Here is a 25649-nt window from a genome sequence, read left to right on the forward strand (position 1 = left end):
CCCTTTTTGTTAATATTATTTTAGCTTAGGGCGCATAGCTCAGCTGGTTAGAGCGCACGCCTGATAAGCGTGAGGTCGGTGGTTCGAGTCCACTTGTGCCCATTATAAATGTGGTCCGTTGGTCAAGGGGTTAAGACACCGCCTTTTCACGGCGGTAACACGGGTTCGAATCCCGTACGGACTATTTTTATCACATGAAATAGAAGGCTTATGCCTTCTATTTTTTAATCTAGTTCGTGTGGCAGTAAAAGTCTTTCTGTTCCTGATCGATCAATAATGTATACTATATTTGGAAAGAATGGATCAAATGGGTAGTCATAATCAAATTCAATGCTTGTTTGTTGATTTTGACTGTTGTATAGGATTGTTAGTTTTTCATTTTTTTCGATTAGGTGGAAAGTTAGAATTGAGTCAAGTTTAAATACTCCTTTGAGGTAATTGTCTAGTATATCCCAAAATGTGTCAATGATTTCATTTGGAAGGTTTGTAGCAGCTCCAAAGCTTGCGTATCTTTCTTTGCTAAGTTCAAATGCCATATTATTCTCCTTTCTGTAGCGTAAAAGCACTCCAACTGGAGTGCTTGCAACTTTAACGATTCTCAAGTTCAAGATAACGTTTGTACCAAATATTAATATACGCTTCTGAGAATGGTCCTTTACCGTTGTTAATCCAGTCAACAAGTATTTTTACATTCTCTTTTAGAATAAAATCAATGTCTGAGGAGTAGCCCATTTCTTCTTTGTGTACTTCGTACTCATCAACGTCAAGTAGTCTTTTTTCTCCGTCTGCAAAGACTTTGACATCTAAATCGTAGTCGATGTACTTTAGAGCTTCCTCGTCCATGACGTATGGACTAGCAAGATTGCAGTAGTATGAAACACCGTTATCTCTTATCATCGCAATGATATTGAACCAGTATTTTTTATGGAAATAAACAATGGCTGGCTCACGCGTAACCCAACGTCGTCCGTCACTTTCCGTTACTAATGTATGGTCATTAACTCCTATGACAGCATTGTCTGTTGTTTTTAGTACCATAGTATCGCGCCATGTTCGGTGCAAACTACCATCATGCTTATAACTTTGAATTGTAATAAAGTCGCCTTCCTTAGGTAATTTCATGCCTTACCAACTTTCTACAATTAAACTTATCTGTTATAGTTTATCATAATTTTCTGAAAAAAACACTTAGAAAAGTAAAATATTTCACAAATAATCTCGTAAAGCGCTATTAATATCGTCGTAAGAAAAACCTTTTCGTGCTAAGCTCTGAGTTAGTCGTTGCTTTAATTCGTATGCTTCGTATTTTTTACTAAATTTTCGATATTGCTTTTCGAGTTCTTTATTTAAAAGATAAAATTCTTGTTCTTCGTCTTTTTCAATTTCAAGTGTGTCAAAAGCATCTTTGGCTTCAGGATAAGAGAAACCTTTTGTCATCATTGTTTGTATAATTTTGTCTTTGAGTGTTTTTGTTGATAATTTGTTTTGATATTTTAGTAAAAGTTTTTCTGAAACTTTTTCTGCAAGGCTTGAGAAGTCAAGATCTGCTAATTTTTGGTCAATAAGGCTTGCTTTAATACCTTTTTGAAGTAATTTTTGCTTTAGAACATAGCCACCTTTATCACCTGATGTCAGGTTTTGTGATAAATATGTTTCAACATATTGAGCATCATTAATCCAATTTTCTTTTTTGAGGTTTTCAATGATTTCTGGAATGTATTTGTCTTCTATTTCATGTTTTTCAAGATATTTTTTGACTTCATCAGCTGTGCGTTGTTTAAAAGAGATTTGATAAAGTGCAAGATTTTTTCCGTATGAAAACTGAGCGTACTTTTGGATTTTTTTTAAGGTTTTGTCATCAATTTCCATGTTTTTACTTAACATAAAGTGTACAATTGTGTCTTCTGTTACGTAAAGTTTATCGTCTTCATCGATTTCTAGAAGGTAGAGTCGTTTTTTCTTTTCTATTTTAGTAATTTTCATATATTCATTATAACAAAAATGATAAAATAGAAGTGATTAAAGTATAGGGAGGTGAAATAGTGAAAGATGGTAAAATCATTGATTTGGCTGAGTATCGTATGTTAAAAGAATTTAATGAATTAGAATTCATAGATGACATTGAAGATGATGATTTTTTTGATGATGAAGACTTTGCTTCGGTCAATTGGAATTTGTTTGAAGATTTATCAGAACTTAAAAAGCGTGTTGACTATTTCCAAAGCCTTTATGAAAAGAGTGAGATTTCTGATAGGGATTATTATTTTTCAAAAGTGAATCTTGGTATGCTTTATAAGCAAAATGGGCTTTATCAAAAGGCAATTGAGGAGTTTAGAGCAGTCTATCAAATGGATTTTGAAGATAAATTTTCTTGTCGTTATGAAATATTGTCACTTCAGATTTTGATGTCTCAGTATGATAAAGCTCTAGCGTTTTTTAAGGGAATTTCCACTAGAGAGCACGATATTTTGCTTGAAGTGCCCTTACTTGTCGGAGCTATTTTAAATGGTGATGATGAGATGGCGCATTATTTGTTAGAAATCTTGAATGCTGATGTCAAGGATTTTACTGCTTTTTGCCAGTCACCTGAGTTTATGATGGATAAAATTTCTGCTGTTGGTGCATCTGGCACTCATCGTCGAGAAAGTATTGAAACTGTGTATGCTGGATTTTATCATGTTTTACCTTTATTGATGACAGCAGGAAATTATGTTCAAGCATATCTAAATGATTATTTTTCTGAGCAGGATGAGGAAAGTGAAATTGCATCTTTGCCTTTTTTGACAGAATATCAAATAGAAGTTTTAATGGCGCATGATATTTATGATTTACAGGATTTTCAACTTTGGACAGAAGATGAGATTTTAGCTTTTCCTCAGTTTGGTAAAGATATTTTAGAAAAATTAAAAGAAGTAGGAGTTATATTTAGTCACTAATGAATTTGAAAGTAAAGCAAAGAATTCCTTTGAAAATTAAGCGTATGGGAATCAACGGTGAAGGCATTGGTTTTTATAAGAAAACCTTAGTTTTTGTTCCTGGTGCTTTGAAAGGTGAAGATATTTTTTGTCAGATTACTGCGGTTAAGCGAAATTTTGTGCAGGCAAGACTTTTGACAATTAATAAAAAATCAAAATTTCGTGTGGAGCCTAAGTGCCCTATTTATAAAAAATGTGGTGGCTGTCAGATCATGCACTTGCGTTATGACAAGCAGTTAGAGTTTAAGGATGATTTGATTGCACAATCATTGAAGAAATTTAAACCTGCTGGCTATGAGAATTATGAGATTCGTCACACGCTTGGTATGGATGTTCCATATCATTATCGTGCAAAATTGCAATTCCAGACACGTTCATTTAAGGGAAATGTTAAGGCTGGGCTTTTTGAGGAAGGTAGTCACCGTCTTGTTGACATCAAAGAGTGCTTTGTTCAGGATGAATTGACTCAAAAAATTATTAATCGTGTTGCACAGCTTTTGGAAAAACATCAAGTGCCAATCTATGATGAACGCAAGATTGCTGGTATTCGTACGGTTATGATTCGTAAAGCTAAGGCAACTGGAGAAGTTCAGATTATCTTTATTACAAGTCGTGACGTCTTTTTAGCACCAGTAATCAAGGCTTTAACAGCTGAATTTAAGGAAATTAAAGGGATTGCTCTAAACTTCAATCGCTCAAAATCAAGTGAGATTTATGGTGAGAAAACAGAGGTTATCTGGGGAAATGCGGATATTTCGGAAGAGGTTTTGGATTATCAATTTTCTCTTTCTCCACGTGCATTTTATCAGCTAAATCCTGAGCAGACGCAAGTTCTATATAGTCAAGCTGTTGCAGCACTTGATGTGACTGAAAATGACAATATCATTGATGCTTATTGTGGTGTTGGTACTATAGGTTTTGCATTTGCTGGTAGGGTCAAAAGTGTTCGTGGGATGGATATTATTCCTGAAGCTATTGAAGATGCTAAGAAAAATGCGCAACGTATGGGATTTGATAACACTTACTATGAAGCTGGTCGTGCTGAGGATATTATTCCTAAATGGTATAAAGAGGGCTATCGTGCTGATGCCTTAGTTGTTGACCCGCCGCGCACAGGACTTGATGATAAGCTTTTGGACACTATTTTAAAATATCAACCAGCCAAAATGGTTTACGTGTCATGTAATACAGCAACCTTGGCTCGAGATTTAGTTAAATTGAGTAAAGTTTACGATGTGAACTATATTCAGTCGGTAGATATGTTTCCGCACACAGCGAGAACAGAAGCGGTGGTTAAATTGGTCCGCAAATAATTTCTGTTGCTTTCTGATTTTTAGGCAATAGCCTGAAATCATCTGCAGGATAATTTCACTCCCCCATACAGCGAGAACAGAAGCAGTCGTGAAAATGGTCAAAAAATAAAATTAAGCGTAGGGACTGTTGTTCTTACGCTTTTTATGACAAATAATGTGACATAGCTTTTGACAGCTGAGCTTTTTATCGCTATACTAAGATATTATTTCATTTTGAAGGAGTGTCGAGAGATGGTGGTTACTGTCCGTTTTGCAGCGCTGGAAGATGCTGAAAAATTGCTTGAGATTTATACTTATTATGTTGAAGATACAGCTGTTACTTTTGAATATGATGTGCCATCTTTAGAGGAATTTACTGAGCGTATGCGCTCAATTATGACTTTTTATCCGTATTTAGTGGCAGAAGAAGATGATAAGATTCTCGGCTATGCTTATGCTTCAAAATTCCATCCTAGGGCAGCTTATGCTTGGTCTGCTGAAGCAACAGTTTATCTAGATAAAAATGCGCGTGGTAAGGGTGTTGGTCGACAATTGTACACGTGCTTAGAAGAGTATTTAAAGCAAATGGGAATTCTAAATCTCAATGCTTGTATTGCGTCAACTGATGTGGAAGATGCTTATTTGACTAATGGAAGTGAGAAATTTCATCGTGCACTCGGTTATCAATTGGTTGGAAAATTCCATCATTCTGGCTATAAATTTAATCGCTGGTACGATATGATTTGGATGGAGAAGATACTTGGAGAACATACTGAAAATGTTCAAACGGTGAAATCAATTCATGAGGTAAAGTAAAAAAGCTTGACTTTAAATCAAGCTTTTTATTTATGTTTTTAAAGAATTTTAAAGTTAGGCAAATGTTTCTTGTCTCACTGTTTCTTCCAAATCATAATCCCAATGAAACCTTGTGCAATCATACCAAGGTAACTAAAGGCAACGATTGGATTTCCAACTGATAAGAAAAGCAAGAAACTTAGGAAGTCAACAACTAACCAGATGTAGTAGCCATCTAGTGTCCTTTGACTTGTCGTTGTTGGGCAGTAAATGAAAGTCCATTTGTCATGGCGTCAAGGATAATTTTTTCCACCCATCCAGTATGAAAGGGAGCCAATTCCGATTGTCCAAAAGAAGATAGCGATAAGGACATCTTTTAGACTGAAGTTTTTATTAACGATTAATTGTCCGTCATCGCTACGACGTTTTTTCCAGTTATAGTGACCGATAAATTCGGTAGCAAGGTAATAACAACTTTTGAACATGTCACCATAAACACCTTGAATCCCAGCAACTAAAATCCCAGCGACGTTTTGAACACCATTGGCTTTAAAAGTGTGCTGCCATTGAATAGCTAATGTCCATGTCCCGATAAAACCAAAAACTGCCATGATGATTGACAAAATATTTAGCAGGTCAAAATCTCTTGCAGTAAGTGTCGGTAAGATTCCGTAAAGGTTAAATCCAAGAGAAACAAGAAAGGCAAAGACAACAAAAATCTTTTCTTTTAAGTCAAAACGATTCCAAGCGATGTTAAATAATTCTTTGAGTGAAAGTTATTTTTTCAAAAAATGTTAATCTCCAATTCCAATTGATTTCATTTCTTGACGGATCATTTGGTATACTTTATCCCAGTCCTCAGCTTTTGTAACGTCAAAGCTGTCTGTGTTAATTTTCATTTTAGGACTGTATTGGTAATCTTCATACCATTTTGTGTAGTGTTTGTGAAGGAGTTTGTAATAATCTGTGAGTCCATTTTCATTATCTGGTTGCTCAAAATCACGTCCACGTTTTTTGATGTTATTCATGATGTGGTCGAAACTACCTTCAAGGTAGATTAGCAAATCAGGAGCTTTTTTAGGAAGTCCATCAATTTCCTCCATCATGTTGTCTAGCAATTCCAAATAGATATTGTATTCTTGATCGCTGATGCTTCCTTGAAGAGTGTTGATATAAGTAAATAGAGCATCTTCATAGATTGAGCGGTCTAAGACATTGTTGTCAGCTTCATAAGCTTCTTTAATTGATTTGAAGCGTTTGTTTAAGAAGTAAATTTGCAATGCAAACCCGTATTTTTCAGGGTCTTCATAATATTTATCTAAGATTGGGTTATTGTCAACAGGTTCAAAGAAAGCTGTTGTGCCAAGTTCTTTGGCTAAAAGAGAAGTGTAGGTAGTTTTTCCGACTCCTATCATTCCTGCTAGAATAATCACGATGGTAATGCACCTCCAATATGCTAATTAAAAATTTTGTGAAATGTGTAAATGTATAGTTGTGATAGCAGAGCTATCTGTCTAGAAATAGGCAAGTAAACAGATATTTTATTTGAAAATAGTAGTGTCGTTTCTATCTTTTCAAAATAATATCTATATGTGACAAAGCTGAGGCCTCGACTTGTCATATTAAAAAATAGTTAGGCACAATATCTTGTGCCCGGATAAAATAGTAGCACTATATTTTGTGTTTGACAAGAGATAAAAATTAACTTTTTTTGTCGAAAAAGTCAAAGATACCTTAATATCAGGGCTTGAGCAATGATAAAAATTCTTCAAAAAAACCCAGCCGCAATAGCTGAGTGAAAAAATTATCATTCAAATAATTCGGTAGCAAAATTTAAGGCAATATTTGCAATGCGATCTTTGGTTTCAAGATCAGCGTCATTTGCTAGTGTGCGAGGGTCCCAACTTTCGGTATCTAGATTGTCTGCTGGGTAGAAAAATTGAAAATGATTAATGTTTCGAAAATCTGCTAGCGCAGCAATAGCGGAGCATTCCATATCGACAGTGATTGCCCCTTGAGCTTTTCGCTTAGCTATTTTTTGCTGCGTTTCACGATAAATGCCGTCTGTTGTCCAGACTTTTCCTTTGGTGTATGAGATATTTTTCTGTTCGAGAAATTCTTTAAAAAGGTTACGATGTCTGACATTTAGTGATATTTCCTGACCAGCAGGAGCGTAGTGGTAGCTAGTTCCTTCGTCACGAATAGCAGCGCTTGGAATGATGATTGAAGTTTCTTTGATATTGCTATCAAGGACGCCACAAGTTCCAAAAATAAGCAGATTTTCAGCGCCCATGGCAATGATGTCTTCTAAGATAGCAACACAGCCACTAGCACCTACATAAGAGTTGAAAAATTCAATTTTTTGTCCCTTAAACTCTAATTCATAAATCGGAATCTCGAGATTTGCCACGCTAGTTTTGGCAATTTGACGATGAGGGACGTCAGCTAAAATTCTTGCAAAAGTAGCTCTTGCAAAACAAGTGACGACTGTTTTTGGAAAATCAGGTAGATTTGCGACAACATCTTTTGGGTTGATGAGGGCAGTTTTAGTTGGGTCAAATTGAGATAAAATCATGTCAGCACCTCTTTCTCAAACAGTAATGTCGAAATATTTTTAATATTCTACATTATATAGTAGAAAAAGACAAGGTAATTTATCATATTTTCAGAAAAAATTATTGCAAACGTCAATCATTCTCGGAAATCATGTTACAAATCCTTTACAAACTTCTCTTTTTGCCAAGGTTTGTGTTATAATATGACCTAGGAAATCAGACGAGAGGTATTTATGACTTACGAACAAGAATTTTTAAAAGAATTTGAAGCTTGGGTAGATTCACAAATTACAGTTAATGAAATGGCTATGGAAGCCAGCCGTAAAATTGTGGAAGAAGATAAAGATGAACGCGCAGCTGATGCTTATATTCGTTATGAAAGTAAGTTAGATGCTTACCGTTATATTCAAGGCAAATTTGCTAATTATAAAGCCGGTAAAGGTTTCCACGAATTACCAGATAATCTTTTAGGGGAGAGAAATTACTAAAAATGGCAAAGAAAAAGAATCGTAAAAAAGAGTATTTATTGAAATTAAAACGCGCAGGTATCATCAAAACAGCTGCCACTTCAACTGTTAAAGCTGCTGCTAACGTTGTTTCAAAAGCAACTCTTAGTTTGGAAGAATTTTCAGCGATTTCTGCCGTAGAAGGCATCCGACCAAAACTTGTTGAAACACTTTACAACGAAGGAATCAAATCAGTATCAGATTTCCAAAAATTCACTGAAAAAGAAGTTTTGGCCTTTAAAGGAATTGGCCCAGCAACTGTTAATAAACTTAAAGAAAATGGCGTAGCTTTCAAAGCCTAAACCATTTGCGTTAGCTGACCAAATCTGTTAAAATAAAAACATTCAGAGGTGTCTTGAAGATCATTTGTTACAGAAAGCGGTGGCGCTGAGAAATCCGCACAAATGTCAGGACTAGTTGCTGAGTGTTGTAACTAAATATCAAAGTCGCGAGTGCTAGCCACTCGAATGTGGGTGGTACCGCGGATTTATACAAGTTCGTCCCTGTCGAAAGACAGGGGCGATTTTTTGTTTGATATTAAATCATATGGTTACGATATTAATACTCACTAAATGCGCGTGAGTAGCAAGGCACCTGATAATTTGAATTAATTAACTTACTGAAAAAATTGTAGAAAGGACACATTATGTCAAAAGAACTTTCACCAAAATATAACCCAGCTGAAGTTGAAGCTGGTCGTTATCAAAAATGGTTAGACGAAGATGTTTTCAAGCCTTCAGGCGATAAGAAAGCACATCCGTATTCAATCGTTATTCCACCACCAAACGTTACAGGTAAACTTCACCTTGGTCACGCTTGGGATACAACTTTGCAAGATATTATTATCCGTCAAAAACGTATGCAAGGTTTTGATACTTTATGGCTTCCAGGTATGGACCACGCTGGTATCGCAACACAAGCAAAGGTTGAAGCACGTCTTGCTGAAGATGGTATCTCACGTTACGACCTTGGTCGTGAAAAATTCCTTGATAAAGTTTGGGAATGGAAAGATGAATATGCATCAACAATCAAACAACAATGGGGTAAAATGGGTATCTCTGTAGATTACTCACGTGAACGTTTCACCCTTGACGAAGGTTTGTCAAAAGCAGTTCGTAAAGTCTTTGTTCAACTTTACAAAAAAGGTTGGATTTACCGTGGTGAATTTATCATCAACTGGGATCCAAAAGCTCGTACAGCTCTTTCTGATATCGAAGTTATCCACAAAGATGTCGAAGGTGCATTCTACCACATGAACTACATGTTGGAAGATGGTTCACGTAGCCTTGAAGTGGCAACAACTCGTCCTGAAACAATGTTTGGTGACGTTGCCGTTGCGGTAAACCCAAATGACGATCGTTACAAAGATTTGATTGGTAAAAATGTTATCCTTCCAATCGTTAACAAAGCTATTCCAATCGTTGGTGACGAACACGCTGACCCAGAATTCGGTACTGGTGTGGTTAAAATCACTCCTGCACATGACCCTAACGACTTCCTAGTTGGTCAACGTCACAACTTGCCACAAATCAACGTTATGAACGACGATGGTACAATGAACGAACTTGCTGGTGAATTTGCTGGTATGGACCGTTTTGAAGCACGTAAAGCTGTCGTTAAAAAATTGGAAGAAATCGGTGCGCTTGTTGAAATCGAAAAAATGGTTCACAGCGTTGGTCACTCAGAACGTACTGGTGTACCAGTTGAACCTCGTTTATCAACACAATGGTTCGTTAAAATGGATCAATTGGCTAAAAATGCCATTGCTAACCAAGACACTGATGACGAAGTGAAATTCTACCCACCACGTTTCAACGATACTTTCCTTCAATGGATGGAAAATGTTCACGACTGGGTTATTTCTCGTCAATTATGGTGGGGTCACCAAATCCCAGCATGGTATAATGCTGAAGGTGAAATGTACGTCGGTGAAGAAGCTCCAGAAGGTGACGGATGGACTCAAGACGAAGACGTTCTTGATACTTGGTTCAGTTCAGCTCTATGGCCATTCTCAACAATGGGTTGGCCTGATACAGAAGCAGAAGACTTCAAACGTTACTTCCCAACTTCAACATTGGTAACTGGTTATGATATCATCTTCTTCTGGGTATCACGTATGATTTTCCAATCATTGGAATTCACAGGACGCCGTCCATTTGAAAACGTGCTTATCCACGGTCTTATCCGTGACGAACAAGGACGTAAAATGTCTAAATCACTTGGTAACGGTATTGACCCAATGGACGTTATCGAAAAATACGGTGCTGACGCCCTTCGTTGGTTCTTGTCAAATGGTTCTGCACCAGGTCAAGACGTTCGTTTCTCTTACGAAAAAATGGATGCTGCTTGGAACTTCATTAACAAAATCTGGAACATTTCTCGTTACATTTTGATGAACAATGAAGATCTTACACTTGAACAAGCTAGCGCTAACGTTGAAAAAGTTGCTGCTGGTACAGCTGGTAACGTTACTGACCGTTGGATTCTTCACAACTTGAACGAAACAATCGCTAAAGTCACTGAAAACTTTGATAAATTTGAATTCGGTGTGGCTGGTCACATTCTTTACAACTTCATCTGGGATGAATTTGCTGACTGGTACGTTGAGTTAACTAAAGAAGTTCTTTACAGTGACAATGAAGACGAAAAAGTTATCACTCGTTCAGTTCTTCTTTACACACTTGATAAAATCCTTCGTTTGCTTCACCCAATCATGCCATTCGTAACTGAAGAAATCTTTGAACAAATTTCTGAAGGTTCAATCGTAACAGCTGAATACCCAACTGTTAACCCAGCGTTTGAAAATGAAGCTGCGCACAAAGGTGTTGAAAGTCTTAAAGACCTTATCCGTGCTGTCCGTAACGCACGTAGCGAAGTGAACGTTGCACCAAGCAAACCAATCACACTTCTTGTTAAGACAAGCGACAAAGAATTGGAAGACTTCCTGAACAGCAATGTGAACTACATCAAACGTTTCACAAACCCTGAAAAACTTGAAATTTCTTCTGATATCGAAGCTCCAGAATTGGCAATGTCTAGCGTTATCACTGGTGCTGAAATCTTCTTGCCACTTGCTGACCTTCTTAATGTTGAAGAAGAATTGGCACGTCTTGACAAAGAACTTGCTAAATGGCAAAAAGAATTGGACATGGTTGCTCGCAAGCTTGGTAACGAAAAATTCGTCGCTAACGCGAAACCAGAAGTTGTCCAAAAAGAACGTGACAAACAAGTCGACTACCAAGCCAAATACGACGCAACTGTTGCTCGTATCGATGACATGAAAAAATTGGTGAAATAAGTTTTAGGTTTTTGAAAGAAAAAATTAAGATTGCCTTAAGTAAGGACAACTATACTATAAACAATCCTAGTTAACTTTCTTTTTCATAGATACCTACTTTTCAAAGAGTATCACAATCAAAAAGCACTTCAACCAATCGGATGAGGTGCTTTTTTTGTTATAATAAACTGAAACGAAAGGAGTCCCTATGTCATTTGAATCGGATATTTTTAGAAAAAAACGTGTGGTGTTTGAGAGTTTGGTGGAATTTGGATTTGAGAAATCTGAGGCTGGATATGACTATGCGGAGCTGATTTTGAATGGCGATTTTGAAGTGCGAGTTCATGTTTCATTGGATGGTCAGGTGTCAGCAAGGGTGATTGATACTGATTTAAATGAAGAGTATCTTGCTCTTCATGTGGCTGGTGCAAGTGGCAATTTTATTGGGAAGGTTCGTGAAGCTTATCAAGAGGTTTTTGAAAGAGTGGCTGAAGCTTGCTTTGAAGCTCTGCCATTTGCTAGTGACCAAATGAATCGTCTTGCAAATCACCTAAAGACCACTTATGGCGATGATTTTGACCATCCTTTTGAAAAATATCCTGAGTTCTCTTCTTTTCGCTATCCCGAAAATCAGAAGTGGTATGGTCTTGTGATGACGCTTGCGCGTGGCAAATTAGACCTTGGTGAGGAGCAGTGGTCGCAAGAAGAGCTAGACGAAAAAGTTGAAATCATTAACATCAAAGTTGACAAAGAAGCTCTGCCAGAACTGCTTGCGACAAAAGGGATTTATCCCTCTTATCATATGAATAAAAAATCTTGGGTGACGCTGGTTTTCGATGACGCTTTGTCTGATGAGCAGTTATTTTCTTTGGTGGAAAATAGCAGAGCTTTGGTCGCTGGAAAGCAATTAGGAAGTTTATCTGGGCCTGATTATTGGCTAATTCCAGCCAATCCTAAGTACTATGACATTGATGCAGAGTTTGCAGAAAGTAAGACTATTTTATGGACGCAAAAAGTGAGCCTTAAAAAAGGTGATTTTGTGGCGATTTATATCACTGCACCGACAAAAGCAGTTCGTTATTTTTGTCAGGTCTTAGAAGTTGGTTTGCCAAATAATGCTTATCGAGATGAACCCTCCATTAAAAAATTAATGAAGATTCAGCTACTCCACACTTTTTCTGATGAGCAAGTGACGTTTGATATCTTAAAATCCTGTGGTGTCAGAGCAGTTCGTGGGCCACGTCGTATGACAAAAGAATTAATTGAAAAAATCGATTCACTCAGAAACCAATAGATAAGCCGTACCGTTAGGTGCGGTTTTTTGAAAATAGAATTGAAAGAATATTGCAAAAATAGTTTTTGAAGAGTATACTATCTAACAATCGGGAGGTGCTTATGAGAAAAATTGAGCGGAAAAACACAAATTTTCTGGTATCGAGTAGTACGATTTCAAGAATCGGTGATACCTTATTTGATTATGTCAATAATTCTTTTCTTGCAAGTGTGAACATGAACTCCATGTTTTTAGTAGGAGTTTATCAGGCACTTGAAAATATCATCGGAGCAGTGTTTAACTTATTTGGAGGAGTGATAGCAGACCGTTTTCGTCGCAAGAAAATTATCATTCTGACTGATTTTTTGAGTGGCGTTATTTGTATTTTCCTTTCTTTTGTGACCAGTCAAGTTTGGTTGATGTATGCCATCATTCTAGCTAACGCGATTTTGGCACTTTTGTCAGCATTTGCAACACCAGCTTACAATGCATTTACTAAAGAGATTGTAGAAAAAGATGAGATTACTTTGGTGAATTCGTACCTTCAAACGTCGACGACTCTTGTCAAAATCATTGTTCCTGTGCTTTCAGTAAGTATTTATAAAGGGATTGGCATTCATGGTGCGCTTCTGTTAGATGGTGTTTCATTTTTATTTTCGGCTATTATAATTGCATTGATTCAGCCGATTTTAGAAGAGACAAGGAAAACTGATGATTTTTCAGCTAAGTTAGTCATTGATGACTTGATTAGTGGTTTTGGGTATGTGGCTAGAAATCGTCAGCTTTATCTGCTAATTGCTCTTTCTGCAGGGGTTAATTTTTTTATGGCTGGCTACAGTTTGTTACTACCTTATAGTAATCAAATGTTTCCTAAAATTCCTGAAAATGTTTATGCAACTTTTCTGACTGCAGAAGCACTTGGAGGTCTTATCGGTGCAGTGATTAGTGGAAGGATTTCACGCAAACTCTCAACTAGTCAATTGATGCTGTTGCTAGTTACTTTTGGGTGTTTTGTTGCAGCTGCTCCTATTTTTTATATTATCAGACCGAGCATTTTTCTTTTAGCTTTGTCTCCAATTGGCTCAGGGATTTTTATGACCTTATTTAACATTCATTCGTTTTCTTTAATTCAAAGAGAAGTTGCAAGTGATTATTTAGGGCGCGTGCTAGGCATTATTTTTACGGTAGCCATTTTATTTATGCCGTTAGGGACAACTCTTTTTACGATTTTATTACGACCTAATAATCCTTTAAATTTCTTATTTATTGGACTTGCTGTTACTACTCTTGCACTTGTTTTCTTGCAGTTTTTACGCAACGAAAAACAAGCGTCGTGAATTGTCTTTATCGCTAAAAAATTTTAAAAAGATTAGAAAATAGCTTTTCGTTTTTATGGATTTTCAAGGTGAAACCTAATTTTTGAAAATTAATGTTCTAATATGAAAACTTTATTTCATTGGATAAGCGTGATGTTGTCAGCTTTTCTAACATAAAATTCAAAAATATTGCGAAAATTTGCAAAAAGGTGTTTATTTTTTCAAGGCATAGGTGTATAATATCTCTATCGTTGTAAAGCGATCATGAAATACAAAGTTTTATTATTATTGTTCGTTATAATTTTGGTATTTCAATTAAAAATTTTTAAAGGAGGAGCATATGAAGAAAAGCTTTATTCATCAACAGCAGGAGATTTCTTTTGTCAAGAATACTTTTACTCAATATTTGATTGATAAACTTGACATTGTTGAAGTGCAAGGACCTATTCTTAGCCAGGTTGGGGATGGTATGCAAGATAATTTGAACGGCGTTGAACACCCTGTATCTGTGTATGTCAAACGTATTCCTGATGCTGAATATGAAGTTGTTCATTCACTTGCTAAGTGGAAACGTCATACCTTAGCACGTTTCGGCTTTAATGAAGGAGAAGGGCTTTTCGTACATATGAAAGCTCTTCGCCCTGATGAAGATGATTTAGATCCTATCCATTCTATTTATGTTGACCAATGGGACTGGGAAAAAGTTATTCCAAATGGTCGTCGTAATATCGAATACTTGAAAGAAACAGTTGAACAAGTTTACAAAGCTATTCGCTTGACTGAATTAGCAGTTGAAGCTCGCTTTGATATTGAAGCTGTTTTGCCTAAGAAAATCACTTTTATCCACACTGAAGAATTGGTAGAACGCTATCCAGATTTGACTCCAAAAGAACGTGAAAATGCAGTAGCCAAAGAGTTTGGTGCAGTGTTCTTGATTGGTATTGGTGGCATTTTGCCAAATGGTGAACGTCATGATGGCCGTGCACCAGACTACGATGACTGGACTTCTGAATCTGAAAATGGTTACCATGGTCTTAATGGTGATATCATTGTTTGGAATGATGTTCTTGGCTCTGCATTCGAATTATCTTCAATGGGAATCCGTGTTGATGAAGAAGCTCTTAAACGCCAAGTCAAAATTACTGGCGACGAAGATCGCTTGCAATTAGAATGGCATAAAGCTCTTCTTAATGGACTCTTCCCACTCACAATTGGTGGTGGTATTGGTCAATCACGTATGGCAATGTTCTTGCTTCGTAAAAAACATATCGGAGAAGTTCAATCAAGCGTTTGGCCAAAAGAAGTTCGTGATTCTTACGAAAACATTCTTTAATGAAAGAAACTTTGTTTTAAGGACAAAAAAGTCGACTGGAGTTCAGTCGGCTTTTTAAATATTTCTGTAAAGAAGGTTGATAATTTTTTAAGGCAATTTACTTGAAATTTGCTATAATGGTTGTTATGAGAGTTGTAGCAGGAAAATTTGGTGGGCGTCCTTTGAAGACGCTCGATGGTAAGATTACTCGCCCAACGACTGATAAAGTTAAGGGTGCTATTTTTAGTATGATTGGTCCATTCTTTGATGGTGGACGTGTTTTGGATTTGTTTTCTGGTAGCGGTAGCTTAGCTATTGAAGCTGTCTCACGCGGGATGGATGAAGCGGTTATGGTGGAACGTAATCGTCAAGCGCAAGCTATTATTACAGAAAATATCAAAATGACTAAGTCTGAAAAACAGTTTCATTTGATGAAAATGGATGCCAATAAAGCTTTAGGTGTCGTTAGTGGCAAATTTGACTTGGTGCTTTTGGATCCACCTTATGCTAAGGAAGAAATCATAAAAAATATCACGACAATGGAAGAAAAAGGACTCTTGTCTGAAAATGTTATCATTGTCTGTGAGACGGATAAATCAGTGGATTTGCCTGAAGAGATTTTAAGCTTTAGTATTTGGAAGCAAAAGACATATGGAATCAGTAAGGTGACGGTTTACATTAGATAGAAAGTATCATGATATCCTTGATGGAGGTAATATGGTAAAAATTGGTTTTGTGACAGGGTCTTTTGATCCGGTGACAAATGGGCATCTTGATATTATCGCTCGCGCAAGTAAACTTTTTGACACGCTCTACGTGGGAATTTTGTATAATCAAAATAAATCTGGTCTGTTTACGATTGCGGAGAGAAAGCAGATGATAGAGGAGGCAGTTGCTAACTTTTCAAATGTGAAAGTGGTAACGGCGCAAGATTCTTTAGCTGTTGATGTAGCAAGAGAACTTCATGCTGGATACTTGGTTCGCGGAATTCGTGATGCTAAAGATTTTGAGTATGAGGCTAGCATGGACTTTTTCAATCATCATTTGGCTAATGATATTGAGAGTGTTTATTTGCTCACTGCACCAGATTGGCGTTATGTTTCATCAAGTCGTGTACGTGAATTGATGCATTTTTATGCTGATATTTCAGCTTTTGTTCCAGAAAGTGTTGTCAAAAAAGTGGAGGAAAAATATGACAATCTTAAACGCATTTAAAGGGATTTTGAAAAAGATAGGTCGTATTTTGTATCGCTTAAAATGGTGGATTTTAGGTATTGTTGGCACTGCTTTTATTATTTTCAGCCTTTTTTGCCCACTTGGCTATTATGTTGAAATGCCTGGTGGTGCTTATGATGTTCGTAGTGTTTTAACGGTTAATAATAAAGCTGATAAAGAAGATGGCTCTTATAATTTTGTAGCTGTTGGGGTTAGTCAAGCAACGCTTGCTCAGTTGATTTATGCTTGGTTGACGCCGCACACTGAAATTACAACTGAAGCAGCAACGACTGGTGGTTACAGCAACGCAGACTATATGCGCATTAACCAATATTATATGGAAACTTCTCAAAATACAGCGACCTATCAAGCACTAACTTTGGCAGGAAAGAATGTTAGTTTGGATTATGAAGGTGTGTATGTTTTGAATGTTGATAAACATTCGACTTTCAAAGGTCTGTTGCACCTTGCTGATATTGTGACAGGAGTTAACGGTAAAACTTTCAATAGTTCTGCAGAATTAATGGCTTATGTTGCTGATTTAGATTTGGGTTCTGATGTGACTGTCCAAGAGATTTCTAACGGTAAGAGTAAAGAAGTTTCTGGGAAAATCATTGAATTGCCAAATGGTAAAAATGGAATTGGTATCGGATTAGTCGACCATACAGAAGTTTCATCAGACGTTGATGTTGATTTTGAAACGAGCGGTTTTGGCGGACCAAGTGCTGGTTTGATGTTCACTCTAGATATTTACGACCAAGTCAATAATGAAGATTTGAGAAAAGGTCGTAAGATTGCTGGTACTGGTACGATTAATTCGGATGGTTCAGTTGGTGATATTGGTGGTGCTGGGTTAAAAGTAGTGTCAGCTGCTAAGGCTGGTGCGGATATTTTCTTTGTACCGAATAATCCTGTGGATGAGGAAACGAAAAAAGAAAATCCAGATGCTAAGACTAACTATCAAGAAGCAAAAGAAGCTGCTAAAGATTTAGATACTGACATGAAGATTGTTCCTGTGACAACTGTTCAGGAAGCAATTGATTATTTGCGTAGCACAGATTAAAATATCATCCCTCCAACTTGGTGGGGTGATTTTTTTTGCTAGTTAATTTTTTCTTAAGATTTATAGGTTACAATGTTCTAAAATAAAGTAAGAATAGATTGGAGGAGCACATGACAAACTGGCAGAAGCGATTGATAATCGGTTTTAACTTTGCGGTACTGTTCATTTTTTTAGATGTTAGTCTGCTAATTTTTGTTAGGTCTGTTAACAGTCACGGGATTTATCAGACTGCCGAAATGAAGTGGCTGACATTTTCGGTTTGGGTGCTCTGCTATTCTTTGTTCTGGATGATTCAAGGAATGTTTTACTTGATAATAAAATATATGGTGCTTGTTCGAAAACATCAGAAAAGTTAGGCGGTTTGACTAGCTTTTTTGTTTGCAAAATCTGTAAAATGACTGAAATATCATTATTTATGTAGAAAATGCTATAATGATTCTATGACAGAAAAGCTAACGATTTTGCATTTAAATGACCTGCATTCTCACTTTGAGAGCTATCCAAAAATTAAGCGATATCTTCAAGAATTCCCTAAGTCTGACGAGGAAGTGATTCGGGTTGATGTGGGAGATAGTATTGACCGCTGGCATCCGATGACTGACATTACTAAAGGGCTCTTTAATGTTCAGTTGATGAATGAGCTTAAGATTGATTTTGCGACGATTGGCAATAACGAAGGAATTGGTTTAGCTAAAAATTGGTTAAATCACGTTTACCAAGATGCTGATTTCAAAGTTATTTTAGGTAATCTAGAAGATGAAAATGGACACCCAGACTGGGCTGAGCCATATCGGCTTTATGAGACAAAAGCTGGAACAAGAATTGCTTTTTTAGCTTATACTTTTCCGTATTATTTGACTTATAAGCCTGGTGGATGGACGGTCCTTGACCCGCTGGCATGCTTGAAACGTGATGTTGAGATTCCAGAGGTGAAAAATGCAGACTTTCGTATTTTGTTAAGCCATCTTGGATTACCAATAGATGAGAAGATTACTGCAGCTGTTCCAGAGATTGATTTAATTATTGGTGCGCATACGCATCATGTTTTGGAGGATGGCGCGTGCCTTAATGGGACTTATATGGCTGCCGCAGGAAAATACGGACAGTTTGTCGGCGAGATTAATTTGACTTTTGAAAATCATGAATTGGAAGATATTACGATCCATGCCCATGAAACGAGTCATATGGTAAGTAAGCCTGGCGATAAAGAATGGATAGAAAAAGTCGTTTCAGATGGTCGCAGTCTTTTAAGAAAAGTAAGTGTCAAAGAATTTGATACTGAGTTGACTTTGGAGCAATCTTGTCAACTAGTCATGGATGCCATGAAAGATTATGCGAGAGCTGATGTTGCCATGATTAACTCAGGTTTGGTGGTTGAGGCATTCGGTAGAGAAGTGACAAAGGATACGCTCCATCATTCTCTTCCACATCAAATGCGCTTGGCAAGGCTAGAAGTAACGACATCTGAGCTTGAGGAGATTTGTCAGGATGTTTATTCACAAGCAGAATTGTTAGCAAAACAGCAGATACGCGGAATGGGCTTTCGTGGGAAAGAATTTGGGACCGTTTTAACGGGCGGCTTTGATTACAAAAATGGAAAAATAGTGTATAATAAAAAGGTTACGAATAAAAAGGATACTGTCAGTCTCATCTTGGTTGACCAATATTACTTTGCACGCTATTTTGAAAGTATCAAATCACATCAAGCAGAGCTGCTTTTTCCTGAATTGCTTCGAGAACTGGTAGAAGACTACCTCAAACATAAAGAATAAGTTTTAAGATGAATGAAGAGAGGAGACCGATGAGAAAAGATATCTCTCCTGAAATGTTTAATTACAATAAATTTCCTGGTCCACAGTTTGTGGCATTTTCTGACCGAGTTAAAAGTGATGATATTGAATTTTTGATTTTAGAAAATAAAAAAAATGCTTTTGATGCGACTGTTTTCAGTCAACGTTTTTCTGATATTCTACTAAAATATGATTACATCGTCGGAGATTTGGGAAATGAGCAATTACGTCTAAAAGGTTTTTACAAAGATGACCGAGATGTTAAAAAAGCTAATCGTATCTCACGTTTAGATGATTATCTTAAAGAATATTGTAACTTTGGCTGTGCTTATTTTGTACTTGAAAATCAAGAACCTCGTCCAGTTAAGTCTGAAGAGGAAAAGCAGTCAAGACGTCATAAATCGCAAAAACGTTCATCTGGTAAGAAAAAATCAGACCGCTCAGCTAATCAGCATTTTACCAGCCAAAAACGCAAAGAAAGCAAAGGTCGTAGCGTGCGTCATCAAAAACGTGAACAACAAAAAGAAATACAGTCGGCAAAACAATTTGTCATTCACCGCAAAGAGAAATAGGAAGGAACTAATTTTACAGAATGCAAACAGAAACTAAGGGTATTAAGCCCTCTATTTATGGATTAACACGTGATGAATTGATTGAATGGGCAATTGAACACGGTGAAAAGAAATTCCGCGCAACACAAATTTGGGATTGGCTTTATCGTAAACGTGTCCAATCTTTTGAAGAAATGACAAACATTTCAAAAGATTTCATCGCTATTTTGAATGAAAATTTCTGCGTCAATCCATTGAAACAACGTATTGTTCAAGAAGCGTCAGATGGTACTGTCAAATATTTGTTTGAATTGCCTGATGGTATGTTGATTGAAACAGTTTTGATGCGTCAACACTATGGCTTGTCAGTCTGTGTAACATCACAAGTTGGTTGTAACATGGGATGTTCATTCTGTGCTAGTGGTTTGATTAAAAAACAACGTGATTTGACAAGTGGTGAAATTACTTCACAAATCATGATGGTACAAAAATATTTCGACGAACGTGGTCAAGATGAGCGTGTGAGTCACGTCGTTGTTATGGGAATTGGTGAACCATTTGATAACTACGACAACGTGCTTCGTTTCGTACGTACAATCAATAATGATAATGGTCTTGCTATCGGTGCACGTCACATCACAATTTCAACATCAGGTTTGGCACACAAAATCCGTGAATTTGCTCACGAAAGCTTGCAAGTTAACCTTGCGGTATCACTTCACGCACCAAATAACGAACTTCGTTCACAAATCATGCGTGTTAACCGTTCGTTCCCGCTTGAAAAACTTTTTGCTGCGATTGAATATTACGTTGAAACAACTAACCGTCGTGTGACATTTGAGTATATCATGCTAAATGACGTTAACGATTCACCTGAAAATGCACAAGAATTGGCTGATTTGACGAAAAAAATTCGCAAATTGTCATACATTAACTTGATTCCATACAACCCAGTTTCTGAGCACGACCAATACAGTCGTTCAAGCAAAGAACACGTTGCTGCTTTCTACGATGTTCTTAAGAAAAATGGTGTAAACTGTGTGGTTCGTCAAGAGCACGGAACTGATATTGATGCGGCTTGTGGTCAATTGCGTTCAAACACAATGAAACGTGACCGCCAAAAAGCAGCAAAAGCAAAATAAAAAGGGAAAAATGAAAAAGCTATTTGATGGAGAGTTTGAATTAACAAGTTTTGGGGGTAAGGTGACAAAGGTTTTGGTAGCAATGTACATTATTGCTATCTGTTTCTTGTGCTTTAGCCCACAGCCTTTCAAGATTGAAGGGGTTGAGACGCCAAATATCATCTCTTATGGTCGATTGCGTCTCTTGCTGGTTCCTTTTAATAGTTTTATTGGGATTGAAAAGCTGGATAGCGGTTTAGAAGTTTTTTGGGTTTTCGCACAAAATGTCACTAATATGTTTCTTATTTTTCCATTGATGCTGGGAGTGATTTGCCTTTATCCTAGTCTTCGTAATTGGAAAAAAGCTTGGCTTGCAGCGTTTGGAGTAAGTTTGACCATTGAAACAACTCAGTTGATTGTTGACTTGCTTTATAATGCTAATCGGGTCTTTGAAATTGATGACCTTTGGACCAACTCATTGGGTGGCTTGCTAGCTCTTTGGCTGTATAGCGTTTTTCGTAAAAAATATCAAAAACAATAAAAAGAGGTTGGGTAAATCCCCAGCCTTTTGCTTTTTTTCTAGATAAGACGTTTAACTTGACTTAGAGTTTACTTTAAGGTATATAATATCAGCTAGAAAGTAGGTTTTCATGAAAATTATAAAAGAACTCTGGTGGTTTTTTAAGCTGGAGAAAACACGATACATTGTAGGAATTCTGGCTCTTATTTTAGTAGCCGTTTTAAATCTTATTCCTCCAAAAGTCATGGGAAATGTGATTGATCATGTGACAAGCAGCGAGTTAACGCAACACGAGCTTCTTTTGAGCTTGTTTTATTTGATTTTGTCAGCTCTTGCGATGTATGCTTTGCGTTATATTTGGCGTATGTATATCTTAGGAACGTCATACAGGCTTGGTCAAATTATGCGTTTTCGACTTTTTGAGCATTTTACAAAAATGTCGCCTAGTTTTTATCAAAAACATCGTACAGGTGATTTGATGGCGCATGCGACAAATGATATTAACTCGCTAACGCGTCTTGCAGGTGGTGGTGTGATGTCCGCTGTTGATGCTTCAATTACAGCTTTGGTGACATTGGTGACAATGGCTTTTAGCATTTCATGGCAGATGACTTTGATTGCTGTGATTCCTTTGCCTTTTATGGCGTATGCTACAAGTCGTCTTGGTCGCAAAACTCATCAGGCATTTGGAAAATCTCAAGCAGCCTTTTCAGAATTGAACAACAAAGTTCAAGAATCAGTGTCTGGTATTAAGGTCATAAAATCTTTTGGTTACCAAGAAGATGAACTTCAATCTTTTCAAGATATTAATAACATGACTTTTAAGAAAAATATGACAACAATGAAGTATGATGTCATGTTTGACCCATTGGTTTTGTTATTTATCGGAGCTAGTTATGTTTTGTCTCTTTTGATGGGAGCTGTCATGGTGTCTGCTGGTCAGGTGACTGTCGGAAATTTGGTAACTTTTATCACATATCTTGATATGTTGGTGTGGCCATTGATGGCGATAGGATTTCTTTTTAACATGATTCAGCGTGGGACAGTGTCTTATGAGCGAATCAGTCATTTATTAAAAGAACAATCTGATGTCAAAGAGTCTGAAAATCCTCTTTCAGAAATAAAAAATGGAACATTGGTTTATGATATTGATGCTTTCCATTATGATAATGAACAAACTTTATCTGATATCCACTTTGCTTTGAAACAAGGTCAAACTTTGGGCTTAGTTGGTCAGACTGGCTCTGGAAAGACGACTTTACTTCGTTTGCTTTTACGTGAATATGATTTGCAAGATGGTCAGATTACGCTTGATGGTCATGACATTAAAGATTATAAGTTGTCTGATTTTCGTCAGTTGATTGGTTATGTGCCACAAGACCAGTTTTTATTTGCGACAAGTATTTTAGATAATATTCGTTTTGGAAATCCTGATGCTAAGTTAGAAGAAGTCGAAGCAGCGACTAAGCTCTCTCGAGTATATGATGACATCGTAGCCATGCCAGATGGGTTTAAGACCTTGATTGGTGAGAAGGGTGTGAGTCTTTCTGGTGGGCAAAAACAAAGGATTGCGATGAGTCGAGCTATGATTTTAAATCCTGAAATTTTGATTTTGGATGATTCTTTGTCAGCTGTGGATGCAAAGACTGAGCATACCATTATTGAAAATCTGAAAGAAACTCGAAAAGATAAATCAACGATTATTACAGCTCACCGTTTGAGTGCAGTTGTGCATGCTGATTTGATTTTGGTCATGCAAGATGGAAAAATTATTGAACGTGGTCGTCATGATGATTTGATTGAACAGGGTGGATGGTATGCTGACACCTATGAAGCTCAGCAATTAGAAATGGAAGGAGATAGTGATGAAGAATAATGCAAATCAGTGGCGTGTTTTTAAACGTCTTATGAGCTATCTCAAGCCATATAAGTTTTTAACCGCACTTGCTCTGGGGCTTTTGCTTTTGACGACGGTCGTTAAAAGTTTGATTCCTTTGGTAGCATCTTACTTTATTGACCACTTTTTGACAGATATGAACCAAACAGCTATGCTGATTCTGCTTGGCTATTATCTGATGTATGTCGTGCAGACAATTATCCAATATTTTGGGAATTTCTTTTTTGCGCGTGTGTCGTACAGCATTGTCAGAGATATTAGGCGTGATGCTTTTGCCAACATGGAAAAACTAGGAATGTCTTATTTTGATAAGACTCCAGCCGGTTCTATCGTATCTCGTATTACAAATGATACCGAAGCGATTAGTGACATGTTTTCTGGGCTTTTGTCTAGTTTCATTTCAGCAATTTTTGTTTTTACCGTGACGCTTTTTACAATGCTAAAACTAAATGCTGTGCTGACAGCTTGGGTGGCTCTCTTTTTGCCATTTATCTTTATTTTAGTCAACCGTTATCGTAAAAAATCAGTTAAAGTTATTGCAAAGACGCGTGCGCTTTTATCTGACATTAACAGTAAATTGTCTGAAAGTATTGAAGGGATTCGCATTATTCAAGCTTTTGGACAAGAAGAACGTTTGAAAGGTGAATTTGAAGAGATTAACCAAGAGCATGTTCAGTATGCCAATCGTTCGATTGCTTTGGATAGTATTTTCCTACGCCCAGCTATGTCACTGTTGAAGTTGCTAGCTTATGCGATTTTGATGGCTTATTTTGGATTTCGTGGTATGGAACTTGGCATTTCAGCAGGGCTAATGTACGCTTTCATCCAATACGTCAATCGTTTGTTTGACCCACTTATCGAGGTAACACAGAATTTTTCAACTTTGCAAACCTCAATGGTTTCAGCTGGGCGTGTTTTTGATTTGATTGATGAGAAGCAATATGAGCCTGAACAGGTCGGTGTCCAAGAAGAAGTGCCATTTGGCAATATTGAATTTAAAAATGTGAGCTTTTCTTATGACGGCAAACGTCAGATTTTAGATGATATTTCATTTAAGGTAAATCAAGGTGAGACGATTGCGTTTGTCGGGTCGACTGGTTCGGGAAAGTCATCAATCATTAATGTTTTCATGCGTTTTTATGAGTTTCAGTCAGGGCAAGTGCTCTTGGACGGTGTGGATATTCGTAAGTATTCTAAGGAAGCTTTGCGTAAGCATATCGGTCTTGTCTTGCAAGAACCTTTCTTATATCATGGTACGATTAAATCAAATATTAAAATGTATCAAGATATTTCTGATGAAACTGTTCAGTCAGCAGCTAAGTTCGTTGATGCGGATCAATTTATCCAAAAACTGCCTGAAAAATACGATACCAAAGTTACTGAGCGTGGCTCAAGTTTCTCAACAGGACAACGTCAATTGCTTGCTTTTGCGCGAACTGTAGCGAGTCAGCCAAAGATTCTGATTCTTGATGAAGCAACAGCAAATATCGATTCTGAGACAGAAAATATTGTCCAAGAATCGTTGAAAAAAATGCGTCAAGGGCGAACAACAATCGCGATTGCTCACCGCTTATCAACCATTCAAGATGCGGATTGCATTTATGTTTTGGACAAAGGTAAGATTATTGAGTCAGGTAATCACGATAAATTGCTCAGCCAAAAAGGCACATACTATCGCATGTATCAATTACAAGCTGGTATGATGGAAAATTAATAGAATTAAATAAACCAATCTGTGAAATGAACTGCACCCCAATCGTTAGACAAAAAATCTAACGATTGGGGTGCTCTTTGTATGAAATTAACTTACGAAGATAAACTAGAAATCTATCAACTCAGAAAACAAGGTATGTCTTGGCCTCAGCTGGGTCAAACCTATGATGTTAATCCTAGAAATCTACGTTACATGGTTAAGCTTATGGACCGATATGGCGTAGAGATTGTTAAAAAAAGCAAAAATAGGTACTATTCCCCTGAACTAAAGCAAGAAATTATCAATCAAGTCCTTTTTGAAGCTCACTCTCAAATATCAGTATCTCTTGAATATGCTCTTCCTAACATAGGAACACTTTCCAATTGGCTAGTGCAATACAAGAAAAATGGGTATACTATTGTTGAGAAAACAAGAGGGAGACCAAGTAAGATGGAACGTCAGCCGAAAAAGACTTCAAGCGATGTTACTAGAGATTCT

General features: G+C 37.0%; 25 protein-coding genes, 2 tRNA genes and 1 pseudogene. 22 read left to right on the plus strand and 6 right to left on the minus strand.

What is annotated here, in order from left to right; translation table 11 throughout:
* Positions 1 to 28 precede the first annotated feature (28 nt).
* Positions 29 to 102 (plus strand) — tRNA-Ile (locus HMPREF0819_RS00005).
* Positions 103 to 112: 10 nt separating this feature from the next.
* Positions 113 to 184: transfer RNA gene (locus HMPREF0819_RS00010), tRNA-Glu, on the plus strand.
* Positions 185 to 224: 40 nt separating this feature from the next.
* On the opposite strand, the gene HMPREF0819_RS00015 is transcribed toward HMPREF0819_RS00010, so the two are convergent.
* The 3 genes from HMPREF0819_RS00015 to recX form a co-directional block, all read right to left on the minus strand.
* Entirely contained in the window at positions 225 to 536 is a 312-nt protein-coding gene (locus HMPREF0819_RS00015) for a DUF960 domain-containing protein (protein WP_044023226.1), read from the minus strand.
* 52 nt (positions 537 to 588) lie between these two features.
* The gene (ntdP, locus tag HMPREF0819_RS00020; protein ID WP_004230624.1) at positions 589 to 1122 is read right to left on the minus strand and encodes a nucleoside tri-diphosphate phosphatase; all 534 of its coding nucleotides are present in this window, start codon (positions 1120 to 1122) and stop codon (positions 589 to 591) included.
* 84 nt (positions 1123 to 1206) lie between these two features.
* Positions 1207 to 1983 carry a recombination regulator RecX gene (recX, locus tag HMPREF0819_RS00025; RefSeq protein WP_004230625.1) on the minus strand — a complete coding sequence of 259 codons (777 nt, stop codon included), beginning with the start codon at positions 1981 to 1983 and terminating at the stop codon, positions 1207 to 1209.
* Between the two features lie 59 nt (positions 1984 to 2042).
* Between recX and HMPREF0819_RS00030 the strand changes: the two genes are divergently transcribed.
* From HMPREF0819_RS00030 to HMPREF0819_RS00040, 3 genes are all read left to right on the plus strand, one after another.
* On the plus strand, positions 2043 to 2936 hold the full coding sequence (locus tag HMPREF0819_RS00030; protein ID WP_004230627.1) for a tetratricopeptide repeat protein: 894 nt from the start codon (positions 2043 to 2045) through the stop codon (positions 2934 to 2936).
* Entirely contained in the window at positions 2936 to 4288 is a 1353-nt protein-coding gene (gene rlmD, locus HMPREF0819_RS00035; protein WP_004230636.1) for a 23S rRNA (uracil(1939)-C(5))-methyltransferase RlmD, read from the plus strand. The genes HMPREF0819_RS00030 and rlmD overlap by 1 nt, the downstream gene beginning before the upstream one ends.
* Positions 4289 to 4519: 231 nt before the next feature.
* Complete coding sequence (locus tag HMPREF0819_RS00040) at positions 4520 to 5083, plus strand: GNAT family N-acetyltransferase (protein WP_004230638.1); 564 nt, start codon at positions 4520 to 4522, stop codon at positions 5081 to 5083.
* A 272-nt stretch (positions 5084 to 5355) separates the two neighbouring features.
* On the opposite strand, the gene HMPREF0819_RS09140 is transcribed toward HMPREF0819_RS00040, so the two are convergent.
* From HMPREF0819_RS09140 to HMPREF0819_RS00055, 3 genes are all read right to left on the minus strand, one after another.
* A complete protein-coding gene (locus HMPREF0819_RS09140; RefSeq protein ID WP_004230639.1) occupies positions 5356 to 5685 on the minus strand; it encodes a nicotinamide mononucleotide transporter in 330 nt (109 codons plus the stop codon).
* Positions 5686 to 5856: 171 nt separating this feature from the next.
* Positions 5857 to 6495 (minus strand): deoxynucleoside kinase, encoded by a 639-nt coding sequence (locus HMPREF0819_RS00050; protein WP_004230641.1) that lies wholly within the window; start codon positions 6493 to 6495, stop codon positions 5857 to 5859.
* A 374-nt stretch (positions 6496 to 6869) separates the two neighbouring features.
* Positions 6870 to 7637: a nucleoside phosphorylase gene (locus HMPREF0819_RS00055; RefSeq protein WP_004230642.1), complete on the minus strand. Its 768-nt coding sequence runs from the start codon at positions 7635 to 7637 to the stop codon at positions 6870 to 6872.
* A gap of 213 nt (positions 7638 to 7850) precedes the next feature.
* Here HMPREF0819_RS00055 and HMPREF0819_RS00060 point away from each other — a divergent pair, with 213 nt between their 5' ends.
* The 17 genes and pseudogenes from HMPREF0819_RS00060 to HMPREF0819_RS08855 form a co-directional block, all read left to right on the plus strand.
* Entirely contained in the window at positions 7851 to 8105 is a 255-nt protein-coding gene (locus HMPREF0819_RS00060; protein ID WP_004230643.1) for a DUF1912 family protein, read from the plus strand.
* Positions 8106 to 8107: 2 nt separating this feature from the next.
* Complete coding sequence (locus tag HMPREF0819_RS00065) at positions 8108 to 8425, plus strand: helix-hairpin-helix domain-containing protein (protein WP_004230644.1); 318 nt, start codon at positions 8108 to 8110, stop codon at positions 8423 to 8425.
* 344 nt (positions 8426 to 8769) lie between these two features.
* Positions 8770 to 11421, plus strand: coding sequence for a valine--tRNA ligase (locus tag HMPREF0819_RS00070; protein WP_004230648.1), 2652 nt, complete (start codon positions 8770 to 8772; stop codon positions 11419 to 11421).
* 187 nt (positions 11422 to 11608) lie between these two features.
* Entirely contained in the window at positions 11609 to 12694 is a 1086-nt protein-coding gene (locus HMPREF0819_RS00075; protein WP_004230649.1) for an MmcQ/YjbR family DNA-binding protein, read from the plus strand.
* 101 nt (positions 12695 to 12795) lie between these two features.
* Positions 12796 to 14010: an MFS transporter gene (locus tag HMPREF0819_RS00080; RefSeq protein ID WP_004230652.1), complete on the plus strand. Its 1215-nt coding sequence runs from the start codon at positions 12796 to 12798 to the stop codon at positions 14008 to 14010.
* A gap of 319 nt (positions 14011 to 14329) precedes the next feature.
* Positions 14330 to 15322 (plus strand): aspartate--ammonia ligase, encoded by a 993-nt coding sequence (gene asnA, locus HMPREF0819_RS00085; protein WP_004230654.1) that lies wholly within the window; start codon positions 14330 to 14332, stop codon positions 15320 to 15322.
* 125 nt (positions 15323 to 15447) lie between these two features.
* Positions 15448 to 15987, plus strand: a complete 540-nt coding sequence (rsmD, locus tag HMPREF0819_RS00090) for a 16S rRNA (guanine(966)-N(2))-methyltransferase RsmD (protein ID WP_044023395.1) — start codon at positions 15448 to 15450, stop codon at positions 15985 to 15987.
* A 31-nt stretch (positions 15988 to 16018) separates the two neighbouring features.
* Positions 16019 to 16516 (plus strand): pantetheine-phosphate adenylyltransferase, encoded by a 498-nt coding sequence (coaD, locus tag HMPREF0819_RS00095; protein ID WP_004230662.1) that lies wholly within the window; start codon positions 16019 to 16021, stop codon positions 16514 to 16516.
* Positions 16494 to 17579, plus strand: coding sequence for a SepM family pheromone-processing serine protease (locus tag HMPREF0819_RS00100; RefSeq protein ID WP_004230664.1), 1086 nt, complete (start codon positions 16494 to 16496; stop codon positions 17577 to 17579). The genes coaD and HMPREF0819_RS00100 overlap by 23 nt, the downstream gene beginning before the upstream one ends.
* Positions 17580 to 17689: 110 nt before the next feature.
* On the plus strand, positions 17690 to 17935 hold the full coding sequence (locus tag HMPREF0819_RS00105; protein ID WP_004230665.1) for a DUF3923 family protein: 246 nt from the start codon (positions 17690 to 17692) through the stop codon (positions 17933 to 17935).
* An 84-nt stretch (positions 17936 to 18019) separates the two neighbouring features.
* Positions 18020 to 19351 (plus strand): bifunctional metallophosphatase/5'-nucleotidase, encoded by a 1332-nt coding sequence (locus tag HMPREF0819_RS00110; RefSeq protein ID WP_004230667.1) that lies wholly within the window; start codon positions 18020 to 18022, stop codon positions 19349 to 19351.
* 29 nt (positions 19352 to 19380) lie between these two features.
* Positions 19381 to 19941: a YutD family protein gene (locus tag HMPREF0819_RS00115; protein ID WP_044023227.1), complete on the plus strand. Its 561-nt coding sequence runs from the start codon at positions 19381 to 19383 to the stop codon at positions 19939 to 19941.
* Between the two features lie 20 nt (positions 19942 to 19961).
* Complete coding sequence (rlmN, locus tag HMPREF0819_RS00120) at positions 19962 to 21062, plus strand: dual-specificity RNA methyltransferase RlmN (RefSeq protein WP_004230671.1); 1101 nt, start codon at positions 19962 to 19964, stop codon at positions 21060 to 21062.
* Between the two features lie 10 nt (positions 21063 to 21072).
* Positions 21073 to 21582, plus strand: coding sequence for a VanZ family protein (locus HMPREF0819_RS00125; protein WP_044023228.1), 510 nt, complete (start codon positions 21073 to 21075; stop codon positions 21580 to 21582).
* A 109-nt stretch (positions 21583 to 21691) separates the two neighbouring features.
* The gene (locus tag HMPREF0819_RS00130) at positions 21692 to 23437 is read left to right on the plus strand and encodes an ABC transporter ATP-binding protein (RefSeq protein WP_004230674.1); all 1746 of its coding nucleotides are present in this window, start codon (positions 21692 to 21694) and stop codon (positions 23435 to 23437) included.
* Positions 23427 to 25172 (plus strand): ABC transporter ATP-binding protein, encoded by a 1746-nt coding sequence (locus tag HMPREF0819_RS00135; RefSeq protein ID WP_004230678.1) that lies wholly within the window; start codon positions 23427 to 23429, stop codon positions 25170 to 25172. The genes HMPREF0819_RS00130 and HMPREF0819_RS00135 overlap by 11 nt, the downstream gene beginning before the upstream one ends.
* An 81-nt stretch (positions 25173 to 25253) precedes the next feature.
* Positions 25254 to 25649: pseudogene (locus tag HMPREF0819_RS08855) on the plus strand (IS3 family transposase); the annotation flags it as partial.

This window comes from Streptococcus equinus ATCC 9812, assembly GCF_000187265.1.
GTDB classification, from domain to species: Bacteria; Bacillota; Bacilli; order Lactobacillales; family Streptococcaceae; genus Streptococcus; species Streptococcus equinus.